This window comes from Pseudomonas syringae group sp. 26L6 (assembly GCF_032587815.1).
Lineage (GTDB): Bacteria > Pseudomonadota > Gammaproteobacteria > Pseudomonadales > Pseudomonadaceae > Aquipseudomonas > Aquipseudomonas amygdali.
On the sequence record NZ_JAWHPJ010000042.1, the window covers coordinates 14,059 to 30,258 of the forward strand.

Below are 16,200 nucleotides of genomic sequence, written 5' to 3' on the forward strand. Positions count from 1 at the left end.
CTGCATTTGGGTGTAAGGCGTATCGCCGCTAAAACAATTATTCAAATTGTTGCCAAGTATCTTTTACACATAGTCTTTTATCAACAATTCGCCAACCTGCACAGCATTCAGCGCAGCGCCTTTTCTTACATTATCTGACGTCAGCCACAGATTCAGCTGCTCGGGATCGTCGATTCCCGCCCGAACGCGCCCCACATAAACCACGTCCTGCCCCACGGCATCACCCACCGGCGTAGGGTAATCCCCCTCATCGACCAGTTCGATTCCGGCGGCAGACTCGAGTGCCGCATTGATCGCCGCAACATCGACCGAACCTGCGGTGCGCAGCGTTACGGTAAAGCTGTCGCCAAAGAACACCGGCACTTGAATGCAGGTGGCAGACACTTTGAGCGATGGCAGCGTCAGCAGTTCGCGTAATTCATCGACCAGACGCCTTTCCAGCGGCAAATGCCCCGACTCGTCAGGCGTCCCCACCTGGGCCAGTACGTTGAACGCCATCTGACGATCAAAAAAGCGGGTTTCCAGCGGGCGGACATTCAATAGCTCGGTAGTCTGACGCGCCAGCTCACTGACGCCTTCGCGCCCGAGTGCGGAGACCGCCAGACAGGCCGTTACTGTCACAGACTGGATATCGATCAACCCGCGCAACGGTGCCAAAGCCAGTGCGACCGCAGTGGCAGAGGCGCTCGGGCTGGCCACCAGCGAGGCGGCCGCGCCGCTATGCAAAAGCGTAGCATTTATTTCCGGCACGATATTAGGTGCCTGCACGGCGGGAAATGCACCGGACAAGTCGACGACCGAGCACCCCGCCGCCACGGCCTTTTCGGCGTAACTGCGGCTTACCGCCGGGCCAGCGGCGAAGAATGCCAGGCGCACCTTGCTGAAGTCGAACTCATCGACTTCCCGTACGCGTACATTCTTGCCCCGAAACGGCACCGAGTGACCCGCAGACTCGATACTTGCCAGCAGGTGCAGATTGCCGACCGGGAAGTTGCGCTCCTCCAGCACCTGGACAACGGTTTCGCCGACAGTACCGGTTGCGCCGATTACGGCGATATCAAAGGACTGGCTCATGCAAAAACCTCAGGGAAATCAGGGAGCGGCACTTTAACCGTCGCACTGGCGACAGGCAATTCAAGCCGGCAAATAGCCGTGTTTTTCAAGGTTCAAGACCCACCGGAAAAAACACGCCATGACTCCAGACACCCAGCCAGCGCTGCCCGTTGATCTCGCGGGAGACCGCCAGCTCGACCAGTTGATAAAAGACATTGCGGTGAATCAGCGCCTCAAGATTGCTCCGCACATGGATATACGGCGCTGGCTCCTGAGTATCAGGGTTTGTCACAACCCGCAAAGGGTGCTCCGGCCCCGCTTCAGCCTGATCCTCGACATTGGTCAGGAAGCGCAGCACCTGACCCTCACCCTCTCCCAGCACCTCAAGGGTTACGGCGACAAAAGGCGCGTCATCGACCTTGATGCCGACTTTCTCGACAGGGGTAATCAGAAAATATTCATCGCCGTCGCGACGCATGATCGTCGAGAACAACCTGACCATTGGTTTGCGGCCGATCGGCGTGCCCAGGTAATACCATGTCCCGTCTCGGGCGATACGCATGTCGATATCGCCACAGAAATCCGGATTCCACAAATGAACAGGCGGCAACCCCTTGGTTTTGGGGATCTGCGCAAACAGATCACCCGCCTTGTTTGAATCGGTCACTCCACTCTCCTGACGCTGGCTTAACGTTCGACGCCCAATAAGGTACGAGCGTAGTCCTCAAGAGGCGGACCCAGCAAATCTTCGGGGCTTTTGTCGTAAAGCGTCAGCAATCCGCCACGGCTGCGAATGCGCGCGCTGTCGATAAGATAACGGGTGCTGGTTTCGATCAGCATCAGTTGAATGACACCGCTGTCGACACCCAGACGGTCCACGGCTTCCTGGTCGGCCCACTGATCGCCGGTGCCGATGCGATCATCGGCCTTGGCAAAACGGGTGTAGAGCAAATAATGTGCGCCTGCACTGCGCGCCTCGATCATGGCCTCATCCAGGCCCATTGGCCCACGGGCACGGCGGACCATCGGGAAGTACTCGATGAACCCCTTGAAGGCCTCTTCAGCCACCACATTGGGCCGCGGATAGGCATTGCCTGGCGGCACGAAGGCACCTTGCGCGATGTAAATGAACGAGTCGGGCTGCACACGCCAGTTGGCAGTACGGCGAGTGTCGCTGTGATCGAGCAGACCCGCATCGCTGAATTGCTCGCGAACCCCCTCGCCCATGTCACTGACTTTCATGCAGCCACTCAACGCCAAAAGCGCGAGCAGCATAACCAGGCTACGCATCATCCCCTCCCAAATACCGGTGACGGAAAACCGGCGAATGGTCGTCGGATGCAGCTTCCGCGCCATCTCTGGCACAGCAGGCACCAAAGCCTTGAAGCATATGCTCAAGACCGGGCCGGGGCGTTATTCCGTAGCAGGGTCGGGTTTGGGCTCGGCGATGACGTCGGCATCGCGCTTGCGCTTGTTGCCCATACGCACGCCGATGTCCATGAGGAAGTGGAAGAAGCCTTCCTGATCTTCCAGCACATTGCTCCAGAACGGCGAGTGGTACAGCGCAACGGCGCCATGCACCAGCGCCCAGGCGGCACAGTAGTGGTAGTAAGGCGGGACATCTTCGAGCTTGCCTTCGGTGATGCGGCCTTTGATCAGCAGGGTCAGGTGTTCGAAGTTGGAGGCGCGGATCTTGTGGAGCTCTTCGACCAGCTCGGGCACCTGATTGCCCTTGACCACTTTTTCCTCCAGGCGATCGAACAGGCGATAGCGCTGCGGATCACGCATACGGAATTCAAAGTAGGCACGTGAGAGCGCCTCCTTGTCCTTGTCGACATCAGCGGAGTGCAGCAGCTCGTTCAGGTCCCGCTCATAGTCGAGCATCAGGCGCAGATAGATTTCTGCCTTGGACTTGAAGTGCTTGTAGATGGTGCCTTTACCAATGCCGACGGCGTCCGCGATCATCTCGACAGTGACGCTGTCTTCGCCCTGCTCCAGGAACAGCTTTAGCGCGGTGTCGAGAATTTCCTGCTCACGGCGGCGAAATTCACGGACCTTACGAGGTTCTTTCTGCATAGAGAGGTCTGTCAGGATCGAAATCGAAGCCGGGTATTATGCCCAATCGGCGCTAAATTGCACGGATCATCCTTACTTGTCGACCTTTATGAACGAAACCGGCGAAAAATTCGAAGTCTGGCGTCCGCTTCGCAAACCGGATACACGACGGCATGCTACGACGCAGGCAGTACCGGAGATGCAGCGACAAACTCCAGGTAACCCGTGATCACTACATACAAGGTGAAATAGGCAAAAATCAGCGCCGAGGCAATGTACGACCAGCGCAACATCCGCTCCCCCATGAAGCGCCCTCCCTGATGTGCCAGCGCGCACAGCGAGATCGACCAGACCACGCCCGCCGCGACGAACCCGGCAAGAAAGGTCGAGGCACTGGCAAGATCAGAACCCTGTCGAGCAATCAGCGCACCGCCGACTGCAGCAAACCAGAGAATGGCGCTGGGTGATGACATCGCCAGAAAAATTCCGCGCAGGAACAACGCCAGGCTGGATTTTTCCGATTGAACATCCTGATTATCGAGGCCGGCGCTGACTGCGGTGGCACTCATGACCATCCTGAAGCAGAACCAGGCCAACACCGCCGTACCGCCGAGCCAGAGCACGTAGCGTACGGCTTCATATTGCAGCAGCACCGCCATGCCGAGCATGGCCAGGACCGCATAGGCCAGATCGCCGACACAGGTTCCCAACCCAAGCCACAGCCCCTTGGAAAAGCCGCGCTGCATGGACAGCGTGATCATGGCTATGTTTGCCAGGCCAATATCCAGGCATAACGACAGACTCAGTAGAAAACCGTTGGAAAACTCCACTCGAACACTCCGACCAGGCACTGAAAAAACCTCGGCATGCCTGACCTGCTGGCGTACACGGGCAAATTTGATGCGATGGCCTTGTATCCCGTTCGGCAAAAGTGCTCATCAAGGACTCAAGAATCGCTTTAGTATTCCAAAACTGTTTAAAAAACGATCACAAGGCACTGGACGGTACGCCATGCTGGGCAATACTTAAGCCACTGACGGGTCATCATTCCCCAAATGACTCGCCAGTAAAGGTGCCTAAGGACTAGCGTGCCTTTGTTTTACTCCTAATGGTCTTAACCCGGCTTCACCCCCCCAGAATCCGGGTTTTTTTTGCCCGCGATTTGCCGTCAGTCAACGTGTACGCCACTCAGCGTTGAACATGCGCCAGCGGGAACAGGCGAGCGAAGTTAGCGGTGGTCTGCTCGGCGAAATGCTCGTAGGACTCGCCCCGTAGCATCGCCAGAAACTCGGCAACTTCGCGTACGTACTGCGGCAGATTCGGTTTGCCCCGATAAGGGATAGGCGCAAGGTACGGCGAATCGGTCTCGACCAGCAGGCGGTCAGCGGGGACTTGCCTTGCGACATCCCGCAGGGCGTCGGCGTTGCGAAAGGTCACGATGCCGGACAGCGAGATGTAGTAACCCATATCCAGCGCCGCCCTGGCCATCTCCCAGTCTTCGGTAAAGCAATGCAGAACGCCCGCTTGAGGCAGCGCCGCATCACGCAGAAGGCTCAATGTATCGTCGCGCGCGCCACGGGTATGGATGATCACCGGCTTGCCAGTGACACTGGCTGCCTCCAGGTGCAACCGAAAAGAAGCCTGCTGCAGCTCGGCAGCTTCGGGTTCGTAGTGATAGTCCAGACCGGTTTCACCTATCGCCACCACTCGCGGGTGATCCAGCTCCTTGAGCAACCAGTCCAGAGGCGGCATCTCACCGGGCTTCACGTCCAGCGGATGAATGCCTACCGAGCAGTCGACATCGGCGTAGCGCTCGGCGAGCGCCTTGACCGCGCCTGCATTGTCGGCGCTGACACCGATACAGAGAAAATGCCCGACCCCTCTGCCCCGGGCGGCTTCAAGGGCTGCATCCAGCGAACCGTCGTGCTGGGCAAGGTCAAGGCGATCGAGGTGACAATGGGAATCTACAAGCATGGGTTAAAACACAACTACATCGTATGGGTTGGACGATCGGACTTCAGAGCACCGACCAGATGAGTTTCGATCAGATTGCGCGCGGTATTGTCGCCATCATTGAATTGCACGCCGACACCCGCAGTCCGGTTGCCCTGCGCACCTTTTGGCGTGATCCAGGCGACGCGGCCAGCCACCGGAACCTTCTCCGGTTCGTCCATCAGATTGAGCAGCATGAACACTTCGTCACCCAGCTTGTAGCTTTTGCTGGTGGGGATGAACAGCCCGCCATTTCTGATGAATGGCATGTAGGCAGCGTAAAGCACGGATTTGTCCTTGATGGTCAGGGACAGAATGCCATTACGTGGACCTGTGTTCAGCGGCAGACTCATGACAACACCTCAACGGTTCCGGATAACGCAGAGTTTACGCCTGTCCTGGCAGGCCTGCCCACTGCACCAGCAATGCTTCAAGCAGCAAGACCCGGTTTAGATTGGCCTTGGACATGACTTTTTGCCTCTGTGCCAGAATCCAGTCCTGAATCTCCAGCACTTTTGCGCGAGAAGACTTCTGCGCCAGGTATTGAACGACCTTGCGCATGTCGCTCAGACCAAGGCCTTCCTCGTCCTGCGTCATCTGATAGCGCAGGATCAGGTGCGACCAGTCACAGAACCAGTCGAACAACAATAACAACGGGATGTCCTTCCAGCCTTCGGCCAGTTGGGTAGCCGATTGCTGTTGCTTGAGCAGCTTCTTGACGCCATCCACCACCAGCGCGCGTTGTTCGCGAACGCCTTGCGTGTAAAGTGCCACGGCAGCCAGCGGCGAACCCGCTGCCAGCGTCAGCAATTCGAACCGTTCTTCCTGCGTGCAATCAGGCAGGGCATTGCCCAGCCAGTCCAGACTCATCTGTTCACTGGGCAATGGGCAGGCCTGCTGCACACAGCGACTTTTGACCGTTGGCAGCAAGCGGCTCGGCTGATGGCTGACCAGCAATAGAACGGTATTGCCCGACGGCTCCTCAAGACTCTTCAACAAGGCATTGGCAGCGTTGATGTTCATCGCTTCCACCGGCTCGACGAGCACCACCTTGCGACCGCCCATCTGGGCGGTCTGCACCACAAAGCTCACCAGGTCACGGACCTGATCAACCTTTATCGGCTTGTCTGCTTCTTCCGGCTCCAGCACATAGTTGTCCGGATGACTGCCAGCCGCCAGCAGCAGGCAGGATTTGCAATGCCCGCAGGCCTCAAGCGCTTCGGGAGCCTTGCACAGCAGGCTGGCCATCAGGCGCTCGGCCAGTGCCCGCTTGCCGATACCGGCCGGACCGTGCAGCAGATAGGCATGAGCGTGTTGAGCACGACCGGCCATCTGCTGCCAGAGTGATGCCTGCCAGGGGTAGGCTTCAGCCACGTCGCAGCTCCAGCAACTGCGGCAGCAATGTATCAAGGGAAGCCTGAACGTCGGCCAGCGGCTGGGCCGCGTCCACCAGACGATACCGCGCAGGATCAGCCTTCGCCCGCTGCAGATAAGTCGAGCGCACCGCGTCGAAGAAAGCCCGGCCTTCCTGCTCGAAGCGATCGAGTCGGCCACGTGCTGCGGCACGTGACAGACCGATTTCCACCGGCAGGTCAAATACCAGCGTCAGATCAGGCCGCAGATCGCCTTGAACAAACTCTTCCAACACAGCAATACGCTGCTGAGACAGGCCGCGGCCACCACCTTGATACGCGTAGGTTGCATCGGTAAACCGATCACAAAGCACCACCTCGCCACGGGCCAGAGCCGGGCGAATGACCTCGGCCAGGTGTTGTGCGCGCGCGGCAAACACCAGCAGCAGTTCGGTGTCGGCACTCATGGCTTCATCACTGGGAGCCAGCAGCAGTTCGCGAATACGCTCGGCCAGCGGAGTGCCGCCCGGCTCGCGGGTCAGCAATACCTGAACGCCCTGCGCGCGCAGCTGTGCCGCCAGGTATTCGCGATTGGTACTTTTGCCAGCACCTTCCGGACCTTCAAGGGTGATAAACAAGCCAGTCACAGGTAATCCTTAATTGTTTCCATCATTGCGCATTCGGCTCGGGCTGCGGGGCATCCGTTGCAGTCGCAGGCTCGGGCTCTGAAGAGGGAGAATCAGTTGATGGTGCCGGTGCAGCAGGCGCAGCAGGTGCCGGGCTGGAGCGATAATCTGCGCGGCGCTTGAGCTGATAGTCACGCACCGCTGAGTTATGGGCATCCAGATCGTCCGAGAACACATGGCTGCCGTCCCCCTTGGCCACGAAATACAGGCTGCTGCCCGCTACCGGGTTGAGCGCGGCATGAATCGCCTCGCGCCCCACCAGTGAAATCGGTGTCGGCGGCATACCGGCTATCACGTAGGTATTGTACGGCGTGGGTTCCTTGAGATTGGCCCGGGTCAACTTGCCGTTGTAGCGCTCGCCCATGCCATAGATCACGGTCGGATCAGTCTGCAACTGCATGCCCAGCTTCAAGCGACGCACGAATACACCCGCAATCTGGCCGCGCTCCTGAGGCACACCGGTTTCCTTCTCGACCAGCGACGCCATGATCAGGGCCTGATAAGGATTGGAATACGGAGCCTCAGACGACCTGGCGTTCCATTCTTCATCCAGCACTTCTTCCAGACGACTGTAAGCCTGCCTGAGCAATTCGGCATCGGTCATGCCGCGCACATAGCGATAGGTGTCAGGAAAGAAACGTCCTTCAGGGAATACATCGGGATGGCCGATTTTTGCCATCAGCTCGCCGTCGGACAAGCCAGCCAGCGTCTGATCGAGCTTGGCCTGTTTGGCCAGCGCAGCCCGCACCTGACGGAAATTCCAGCCCTCGACCAGCGTCAGGCTGTATTGCACAACCTCCTTGCGCTTCCAGACGTCGAACAGCCCCTTGACGTTCATGCCCGGCACCATGCGGTATTCGCCGCTGTGCAGTGCCTGTCCGGAGAGGTTGAAACGCCAGTAGAGGCGCAACCAGAAGGCGTCCTTGATCACGCCATCGGCCTGCAGTCGATTAAGCACACCGGTCGGCGTTGAGCCGGCCGGGACATCCAGCAGTTGCTCCTGAGCGACTTCGAGCGGCTGGTTCAGCGCCTGATGTTGCTGCCAGAACGCAAAGCCGAGCAGAAGGCCTGCCAGAACGACAGCTGTTTCCAGCAACACCAATATTTTTCGGATCACAAATCAGATATCCAGAAGGGTGCGAGCAATACCTTGCAGTTTACGGGTGAGCGGCCCGACCGGCCAGCTCAAGACTGTAAAGCCGCGAACCGGCCAGACGCCGTAGACGCTATTGCATAGAAACACTTCGTCCGCCGATTCAAGGTCGGACAGGTGCAAATCACGGATATCGACAACCAGTCCCAGGTTTCGTGCCTGATCCAGCAACTCGGCACGCATCACCCCCGCTACCCCGCAGCGGCTCAGATCGGCAGTCAGCAGGCGGCCCTGGCTGACCAGAAACAGATTGCTGTAGACACCCTCGATCAATCGCCCGGAGGTATCGCGCATCAAGCCTTCGGCATGCTCGCTATCGCTCCATTCCGAGCGGGCCAGCACCTGTTCCAGGCGATTCAGGTGCTTGAGTCCAGCCAGAAGCGGCTGTTCCGCCAGACGCGTCTGGCAGGCAAACAGGCGCACGCCCTGCTCGGCATGCACACCCGGATAGGCTGGCGCAGGGCCGCCCTGCAGGATTCGACGCGATTGGGCATTGGGGGCTGGAGCGTAACCGCGCTGGCTGTCGCCGCGGGTAAGGATCAGCTTCATGACCCCATCGCCAAGCTCTGCAGCGAAGCGGGTCATTTCTGCACGGATAAGCGCATGATCGGTTGCGATCGACAAGCGCGCGCATCCGTTTTCGAGACGCTGCAGATGGCGCTCCAGGAGCAATGGCTGCCCGGCCTTGACGACGATGGTTTCAAACAGTCCATCGCCGTAGGCCAGACCCCGGTCCTTGAGGGACAAGGCGTCTGCGGGGCAGCCATCGACCCAGGCGGGCATTACTCGGCGAACCGACGGAACACCAGCGAGCCGTTGGTGCCACCGAAGCCGAAGGAGTTCGACAGAACGACGTCGATCGGCATGCGGCGCGCTTCGTGAGGCACGAAATCCAGATCGCAGCCTTCGCTTGGCTCATCCAGGTTGATGGTCGGCGGAGCCACCTGATCAACCATCGCCAGCACGCTGAAGATCGCCTCGACAGCACCAGCAGCGCCCAGCAGGTGGCCGGTCATCGACTTGGTCGAACTGACAGCCAGCTTGTAGGCATGATCGCCAAATACCGACTTGATCGCAGAAGCCTCGGCCAGATCGCCAGCAGGCGTCGACGTACCGTGTGCGTTGATGTACTGCACCTGATCGGCATTGACCTTGGCGTCACGCAACGCATTGACGATGCAGCGTGCAGCACCGGCACCGTCATCAGGTGGCGAGGTCATGTGATAGGCATCGCCGCTCATGCCGAACCCGACCAGTTCAGCGTAGATGGTCGCACCACGCGCCTTGGCGTGCTCAAGTTCTTCAAGCACCATCGCACCTGCACCGTCGGACAGGACGAAACCATCACGGCCTTTGTCCCAGGGACGACTGGCACGGGTCGGGTCGTCGTTGCGGGTCGACAGCGCACGCGCGGCACCGAAACCACCCAGCCCCAGGCCACAGGCAGCCATTTCAGCGCCACCGGCAATCATCACGTCCGCTTCGTCATAGGCGATGTTGCGAGCCGCCATGCCGATGCAGTGGGTCGCCGTGGTGCAAGCCGTGGCGATGGAGTAATTAGGCCCCTGTGCACCCAGATGGATAGACAGGAAACCGGAAATCATGTTGATGATCGAGCCCGGCACGAAAAACGGAGAAATCCGTCCTGGCCCTTGCTCGTGCAGCAGACGACTGCTGTTTTCGATATTGGTCAGACCACCGATACCCGAACCCATCGCGACGCCGATGCGTTCACGGTTTGCATCAGTGACTTCGAGGCCTGCATTACGCACCGCCTGAAAGCTGGCCGCGAGACCATACTGAATGAAGAGATCGAGCCGGCGCGCTTCTTTGGGCGCGAGGTATTCTTCGACGTTGAAACCCTTGACCGAACCGCCGAAACGGGTGGTGAAGGCCGACAAGTCCGTGTGCTCGATAAGGCCAATGCCACTGCGGCCCGCCAGAATGCCCTGCCAACTGCTGGGCACGTCATTGCCCAGTGGCGAAAGCATGCCCATCCCGGTGACCACGACGCGTCTACGCGACACAGGACTCTCCTTCTCTCTTGTTTACGGAACAATCATTTACGAACAATCACAGCGTTTTCTAAAGAAAAAACCGCACGCCGGTTAAAGCAGTGCGGTTTTCCCGTGACAGCAGTCAGCGATTACAAATCTTAAGCCTGATGGCTAGTGACGTAGTCGATTGCTGCTTGAACGGTAGTGATCTTTTCCGCTTCTTCGTCAGGGATTTCGGTCTCGAATTCCTCTTCCAGAGCCATTACCAGCTCGACAGTGTCCAGGGAGTCAGCGCCCAGGTCTTCAACGAAAGAAGCAGTGTTGACAACCTCTTCTGATTTGACGCCAAGTTGCTCTGCAACGATTTTCTTGACGCGCTCTTCGATGGTGCTCATACCTAGTTTTAACTCCTAGTGGAAATGTTCAGGCATCTGGCCAGTGGGTAAGTGTATAGAAGAGGTTTTGCGAATTTCAAGCTTAACGCTCTCCCCTTATGCCCAACCGTACCTTTGCCCATGCATAGATTGCAGCTTTATAACGGATTTTAGACAGCTCGTATGACATTTTTTTGAAACAGATGGTCACATTAGCTCATGTACATGCCGCCGTTAACAGGGATTGTGGCCCCGGTAACGTACCCTGCGCCTTCGGAGGCAAGAAAAGCGACTACATGCGCAATCTCTTCAGCCTGCCCCAGACGGCCCAGGGGTATCTGGGTAATCAGTGACTCACGCTGAGCCTCAGGCAGCTCACGCGTCATATCGGTGTCGATGAAACCGGGCGCAACCGAATTAACGGTTACTGCCCGCGAGCCCACTTCACGGGCCAGAGCCCTGCTGAAACCTTCCAGCCCGGCCTTCGCGGAAGCATAGTTTACTTGACCGGCGTTGCCCATGGCACCCACAACCGAACCAATGCTGATAATACGGCCCCAACGCGCTTTGGTCATGCCGCGCAAAACACCCTTGGAAAGACGGAAAAGGCTGTTCAGGTTGGTGTTGACGACGTCATACCATTCGTCATCTTTCATGCGCATCATCAGATTATCACGGGTGATGCCGGCATTATTGACCAGAATCAACGGTGCACCGACACGCTCCTGAATGGTCGACAGGACCGAATTCACAGACTCGGCATCGCAGACATCGAGCATCAGGCCAAAGCCTTCGATGCCGTTTTCCTTGAACGTTGCACTGATACGCTCGGCGCCGGACTCAGAGGTCGCGGTGCCCACAACGACAGCACCATTGCGCCCCAATTCCAGGGCGATGGCTTGACCAATACCGCGACTCGCACCGGTGACCAGTGCAACTTTACCTTGAAGGCTCATACAGGCTTCTCCTAATCAGGCCAGTGCCGCGCGCGCGGCGGCAAAGGCGTCCGGGGTATCAAGGTTGTAAGTAATCACGCCTTCGGCGCAACGCTTGTTCAGACCGGCCAGGACTTTGCCCGGCCCACATTCCACAAGCTGGGTAGCACCACGGTTGGCCAGGCATTGAATGGATTCAACCCAGCGAACCGGCTTGTACAACTGTTCCAGCAAGTCACGCTTGAGCGTCGCCAGATCACTGACCGCGCTGGCGCTGACGTTCTGTACCAATGCTATTTCAGGTGCCTGCCATTCAATGGCTTCAACAGCCTCGGCGAAACGCTCTGCGGCCGGGCGCATCAGTTCGCAGTGCGAAGGCACGCTGACCGGCAACGGCAATGCACGCTTGGCACCCCGCGCCTTGCACAGCTCCATGGCGCGCTTGACGGCCTCGGCGGAACCGGCGATCACCACCTGGCCCGGCGAGTTGAAATTCACCGCACTGACAACTTCGCCCTGCGCTGCTTCGGCACAGGCAGCGATAACGTCGGCGTCATCAAGACCCAGAATAGCAGCCATGCCGCCTTGACCGGCCGGCACCGCTTCCTGCATCAACTGGCCACGACGCTCGACGAGCTTTACCGCATCAGCCAGGCTCAGGCTTTGCGCAGCTACCAGCGCACTGTATTCACCCAGACTGTGACCTGCGACGAACGCAGGAACGGCGCCGCCCTCGGCCAGCCACACATGCCACAAGGCTATGGAAGCAGTCAGAATGGCAGGCTGGGTCTTGTCGGTCTGATTGAGCAACTCGACAGGACCGCTCTGGGTCAACGCCCACAGGTCATAGCCAAGGGCTTCGGAAGCCTGCTCGAAAGTATCGAGAATCAACGGATGTTGCGCGCCTTGCTCGGCGAGCATGCCGAGCGATTGCGATCCTTGACCCGGAAAGACGAATGCGAGGGATGCAGACATTTGACAAGCCTCTGAATTATTGTCGCCAAAATGGGCGTCCGGACAGGCCGAACGCGGGTATTCAAATTTACATGACTGATCGGTTGGATGACTGACCAGTCTGATGCGTCACATTTTCAGCTTCGGCCGTTCTCAAGCAGCAATTCAAGCCGCCCCTTCAGGCGCTGCGGCAGGTTCTCACGGGATTCGACGATCGCTCGCTGAATCGCACTCTGGAACCCTGAAACACTGGCCGAACCATGGCTTTTCACCACAACCCCCTGCAACCCGAGCAAGCTCGCGCCATTATGACGAGCAGGCGCCAGATCAGTCTGCAGTCGCTTGAGCAACGGCAACGCCAATGCTCCGACAGCCCTGCTTAGCAAATTGCGGTTGAACAGTGTATCGATTCTGGCGGCAATCATGGTCGCCAGCCCCTCGCTCGACTTGAGCAGTACATTGCCGACAAAGCCATCACACACCACAACGTCAGCCTCACCCCGGTACAAACCGTCGCCTTCGATGTAGCCAATGTAGTTGAGCCCCAGGGCTGCCTGCAGAAGACCGGCGGCAAGCTTGACCTGCTGATTGCCCTTGATGTCTTCCGTGCCCACGTTAAGCAAGGCAACCCTGGGTTTTGCGACGCCCAGGGTCTCGGCAAGAACAGAGCCCATTACCGCAAACTGATAGAGCGCCTCGGCGCTGCAATCGACATTCGCACCCAGGTCGAGCAGCTGACAATGGCCAGACCGAGTGGGAATGGCTGCGATCATCGCGGGACGATCGATACCGGGCAGCGTCTTGAGCACAAACCGCGAAAGCGCCATCAGCGCACCGGTATTACCAGCGCTGACACATGCCTGGGCCTGCCCGCTTGCAACAAGCTCAAGCGCAACACGCATGGACGAGTCAGGCTTGCCACGCAGAGCCTGGGACGGACGCTCGTCCATTGCAATGGCTTCATTGGCGTTTACGACACGCAGGCGCGAGCGATCCACAGCACCATGACGGGCAATGAGTTCTTCAATCAGGGAGGCTTGGCCGACGAGGACCAGATGAAGCGAGGGCGTAGCTGTCAGGCACGCGAGGCTTGCCTGAACAATGTTGCGGGGACCGAAGTCCCCGCCCATTGCGTCGATCGCGATGATCGGAGCGGACAAGAAATTACTCGTCAGCGCCCTTGTCGATCACTTTACGACCACGGTATACGCCTTCTGGCGATACGTGGTGACGCAGGTGAATTTCACCAGTGGTCTTTTCTACCGACAGAGTGCTTGCCTCAAGAGCGTCGTGCGAACGACGCATGTCACGGGCAGAGCGGGATTTTTTGTTCTGCTGAACAGCCATAATTGATTAACTCCTAAACGTTTGGGTCACGCTTTAACTGCGCCAATACACTGAACGGGTTGGACCGCGTTACCTCGTCCACGCTCGGTTCGGGCTCATCGAGACCCGCCGGTTGCTGGCATTCTTCAGGATGATGAGCAGGCACAATGGGCAAGGCGAGCAATAGCTCCTCCTCGATCAATGCCAGCAGATCCAAAGGATCTTCGCCCAGTTCCAGCACGTCATAACCTTTCGGTAACGACTGGGTATTCGCACCCTCCTTCACCACGGCGTAACTGCATTCGCTGTGGATCGGCAGGGTCACCAGCTCAAGACAACGCTGGCAAACCATCTTGACCGGGACGTCTATCGAACTGTGGATAACCACAGAACGGCGTTCGTCACGCTCAAAAACGAATTTCGCCTGCACCGTACCGACAGTGTCGGCAAGCGGGTCGCAGAGTCTCTTCAAATCGCCCAGCAGCACTTCACCCTGAAGGGTAGTGCCGCGATCAGACAATTTGCGCGGGTCAACGTGAGATGGAATCGGGTCATTCAACATAGGCGCAGCATTCTAGGGATGCCCCCTTGGCATGTCAAAGGAAATTCAGGCCTGTTCGTCACTCCGGCCACTCTTTAGAATCGACGCTCAGCCTACGGAGAACCGCATGCCATCCCTGCTCCTTGCCTCCAGCTCTTCATACCGGCGCGAACTGCTCACTCGCCTGCGCCTGCCATTCACCTGCAAGTCCCCGGACATTGATGAAAGTCACCGACCGGACGAAACCGCACACGACCTCGTTCGACGCCTTGCCTTAGAGAAAGCCAGGGCGCTGGCGGGCGAATATCCGCATCACCTGATCATTGGCTCCGATCAGGTTGCCGTCCTGGACGGGCAGATACTCGGCAAGCCACATACCTTCGAGCGCGCACTTGAGCAACTGACGGCTGCCAGTGGCGCCAGCGTAACCTTCCTGACCGGACTGGCCCTGCTTAATAGCTCGACAGGCAAGTACCAGGTCGATTGCGTACCCTTTACCGTGCACATGCGCGAACTCGATCAAGCCAGCATCGAACGCTATCTGCATGCAGAGCAACCTTATGACTGCGCCGGCAGCTTCAAGGCTGAAGGGTTGGGGGTCAGCCTGTTTCGCAGCACCGAAGGCAGCGACGCGACCAGCCTGATCGGCCTGCCACTGATACGCCTTGTGGACATGCTAATAAAGGAAGGGGTCAGCGTACCCTGACGCTCAGACAAAGAACCCGGCCATTGGCCGGGTTCTTCATTTCTGCATCAAGCCGTCAGCGCAGGCTTGGACCGTTGAAGCCGACCAGCATGGCAATGCGCTCAGCGATACTGGTGCCCAGCTTTTTCGAAAAGCGGTCGAAAGGCGACTCTTCGACGGTATATTCGACGATATCCTTTTCCTTGATCACATCCCGCGCGACATAACTGGCACTGCCCAGGCCGTCCACCAGACCGAGCGCAACGGCCTGCTCACCGGTCCAGATCAGCCCCGAAAACAGTTCGGGATGATCCTTGACCTTCAGACGATCGCCACGACCCTGCTTGACGCTGGCGATGAACTGACGATGCGTTGTGTCCAGCACCCCCTGCCAGAACTGCGTCTCATCGGCCTTCTGCGGCTGGAACGGATCAAGGAAAGCTTTGTGCTCGCCCGATGTGTAGGTACGACGATCAACGCCGAGCTTGTCCATGGCACCGACAAACCCGAACCCCGCCGCCGTCACACCTATCGACCCCACCAGACTGGCCTTGTCGGCGTAGATCTGGTCGGCAGCACTGGCAATGTAATAAGCCCCCGAAGCACCCAGATCGGTAATGACCGCATACACCTTGATATCCGGTTTTGCAGCACGCAGACGACGGATTTCGTCATAGACATAGCCCGACTGCACAGGACTGCCGCCCGGACTGTTGATACGCAGAATAACGCCCTTGGTCTTTTCATCCTCGAACGCCTTCTGCAGCGCCGTGACGATATTCTCGGCACTGGCCGACTCCTTGTCGGCAATCACACCCTGCACATCAATCAACGCTGTGTGGCTGGAGCGGCGCGATGTACCGCCTTCAAAGTCCAGCATCGGAACGACCACTGCGACAAACAGAAACGCGAACGTCAGCAGCTTGAAGAAAATTCCCCAGCGACGCGCACGACGCTGCTCCTGAACACTGGCCAGCAGCGTCTTTTCCAGAAGTTTCCAGCTTTTTGCTTCTTCCTTGCCATTGATGCCCTCGTCCGCGCTTTGCGAGACGGGTGCCTTCCATTCGTCAGACATGTTCCAATCACTCCAACCCTAA

General features: G+C 58.3%; 20 protein-coding genes. 1 reads left to right on the top strand and 19 read right to left on the bottom strand.

The window, feature by feature from the left end; genetic code table 11:
• Positions 1-63: 63 nt before the first annotated feature.
• The 18 genes from RYA97_RS18185 to RYA97_RS18270 all read right to left on the bottom strand — a co-directional run bounded on the left by RYA97_RS18185 (position 64) and on the right by RYA97_RS18270 (position 14,439).
• The gene (locus RYA97_RS18185; protein ID WP_005743861.1) at positions 64-1,074 is read right to left on the bottom strand and encodes an aspartate-semialdehyde dehydrogenase; all 1,011 of its coding nucleotides are present in this window, start codon (positions 1,072-1,074) and stop codon (positions 64-66) included.
• Positions 1,075-1,159: 85 nt separating this feature from the next.
• The gene (locus RYA97_RS18190; RefSeq protein ID WP_117140491.1) at positions 1,160-1,720 is read right to left on the bottom strand and encodes a DUF1285 domain-containing protein; all 561 of its coding nucleotides are present in this window, start codon (positions 1,718-1,720) and stop codon (positions 1,160-1,162) included.
• Between the two features lie 20 nt (positions 1,721-1,740).
• Positions 1,741-2,343 carry a DUF4823 domain-containing protein gene (locus RYA97_RS18195; RefSeq protein ID WP_002552702.1) on the bottom strand — a complete coding sequence of 201 codons (603 nt, stop codon included), beginning with the start codon at positions 2,341-2,343 and terminating at the stop codon, positions 1,741-1,743.
• A 123-nt stretch (positions 2,344-2,466) separates the two neighbouring features.
• On the bottom strand, positions 2,467-3,129 hold the full coding sequence (locus tag RYA97_RS18200; RefSeq protein ID WP_004657874.1) for a TetR/AcrR family transcriptional regulator: 663 nt from the start codon (positions 3,127-3,129) through the stop codon (positions 2,467-2,469).
• A 155-nt stretch (positions 3,130-3,284) separates the two neighbouring features.
• Positions 3,285-3,938: a LysE family translocator gene (locus tag RYA97_RS18205; protein WP_004664328.1), complete on the bottom strand. Its 654-nt coding sequence runs from the start codon at positions 3,936-3,938 to the stop codon at positions 3,285-3,287.
• A gap of 358 nt (positions 3,939-4,296) precedes the next feature.
• Positions 4,297-5,082 carry a TatD family hydrolase gene (locus RYA97_RS18210; protein ID WP_117140492.1) on the bottom strand — a complete coding sequence of 262 codons (786 nt, stop codon included), beginning with the start codon at positions 5,080-5,082 and terminating at the stop codon, positions 4,297-4,299.
• A 14-nt stretch (positions 5,083-5,096) separates the two neighbouring features.
• On the bottom strand, positions 5,097-5,453 hold the full coding sequence (locus tag RYA97_RS18215) for a PilZ domain-containing protein (protein WP_002552698.1): 357 nt from the start codon (positions 5,451-5,453) through the stop codon (positions 5,097-5,099).
• 34 nt (positions 5,454-5,487) lie between these two features.
• The gene (locus RYA97_RS18220) at positions 5,488-6,474 is read right to left on the bottom strand and encodes a DNA polymerase III subunit delta' (RefSeq protein ID WP_117140493.1); all 987 of its coding nucleotides are present in this window, start codon (positions 6,472-6,474) and stop codon (positions 5,488-5,490) included.
• Entirely contained in the window at positions 6,467-7,099 is a 633-nt protein-coding gene (gene tmk / locus RYA97_RS18225) for a dTMP kinase (RefSeq protein WP_004667786.1), read from the bottom strand. The genes RYA97_RS18220 and tmk overlap by 8 nt, the downstream gene beginning before the upstream one ends.
• A 22-nt stretch (positions 7,100-7,121) precedes the next feature.
• Complete coding sequence (mltG, locus tag RYA97_RS18230) at positions 7,122-8,255, bottom strand: endolytic transglycosylase MltG (protein ID WP_044321235.1); 1,134 nt, start codon at positions 8,253-8,255, stop codon at positions 7,122-7,124.
• Positions 8,256-8,258: 3 nt separating this feature from the next.
• Positions 8,259-9,074: an aminodeoxychorismate lyase gene (pabC, locus tag RYA97_RS18235; RefSeq protein WP_005743854.1), complete on the bottom strand. Its 816-nt coding sequence runs from the start codon at positions 9,072-9,074 to the stop codon at positions 8,259-8,261.
• Complete coding sequence (gene fabF, locus RYA97_RS18240) at positions 9,074-10,318, bottom strand: beta-ketoacyl-ACP synthase II (protein ID WP_002552693.1); 1,245 nt, start codon at positions 10,316-10,318, stop codon at positions 9,074-9,076. The genes pabC and fabF overlap by 1 nt, the downstream gene beginning before the upstream one ends.
• Before the next feature lie 128 nt (positions 10,319-10,446).
• Complete coding sequence (gene acpP, locus RYA97_RS18245; protein WP_002552692.1) at positions 10,447-10,683, bottom strand: acyl carrier protein; 237 nt, start codon at positions 10,681-10,683, stop codon at positions 10,447-10,449.
• Between the two features lie 191 nt (positions 10,684-10,874).
• Positions 10,875-11,618: a 3-oxoacyl-ACP reductase FabG gene (gene fabG / locus RYA97_RS18250; RefSeq protein ID WP_003318510.1), complete on the bottom strand. Its 744-nt coding sequence runs from the start codon at positions 11,616-11,618 to the stop codon at positions 10,875-10,877.
• 15 nt (positions 11,619-11,633) lie between these two features.
• Positions 11,634-12,572 carry an ACP S-malonyltransferase gene (fabD, locus tag RYA97_RS18255; RefSeq protein ID WP_117140494.1) on the bottom strand — a complete coding sequence of 313 codons (939 nt, stop codon included), beginning with the start codon at positions 12,570-12,572 and terminating at the stop codon, positions 11,634-11,636.
• A gap of 116 nt (positions 12,573-12,688) precedes the next feature.
• Entirely contained in the window at positions 12,689-13,711 is a 1,023-nt protein-coding gene (gene plsX / locus RYA97_RS18260) for a phosphate acyltransferase PlsX (protein WP_117140495.1), read from the bottom strand.
• A 4-nt stretch (positions 13,712-13,715) separates the two neighbouring features.
• Positions 13,716-13,898: a 50S ribosomal protein L32 gene (gene rpmF / locus RYA97_RS18265; RefSeq protein WP_002552688.1), complete on the bottom strand. Its 183-nt coding sequence runs from the start codon at positions 13,896-13,898 to the stop codon at positions 13,716-13,718.
• A 13-nt stretch (positions 13,899-13,911) separates the two neighbouring features.
• Positions 13,912-14,439, bottom strand: coding sequence for a YceD family protein (locus tag RYA97_RS18270; protein WP_002552687.1), 528 nt, complete (start codon positions 14,437-14,439; stop codon positions 13,912-13,914).
• A 106-nt stretch (positions 14,440-14,545) separates the two neighbouring features.
• Here RYA97_RS18270 and RYA97_RS18275 point away from each other — a divergent pair, with 106 nt between their 5' ends.
• Complete coding sequence (locus RYA97_RS18275; RefSeq protein WP_016981657.1) at positions 14,546-15,124, top strand: Maf family protein; 579 nt, start codon at positions 14,546-14,548, stop codon at positions 15,122-15,124.
• A 55-nt stretch (positions 15,125-15,179) separates the two neighbouring features.
• Here RYA97_RS18275 and sppA read toward each other — a convergent pair whose 3' ends face one another.
• A complete protein-coding gene (gene sppA / locus RYA97_RS18280) occupies positions 15,180-16,178 on the bottom strand; it encodes a signal peptide peptidase SppA (RefSeq protein ID WP_117140496.1) in 999 nt (332 codons plus the stop codon).
• Positions 16,179-16,200: the final 22 nt, after the last annotated feature.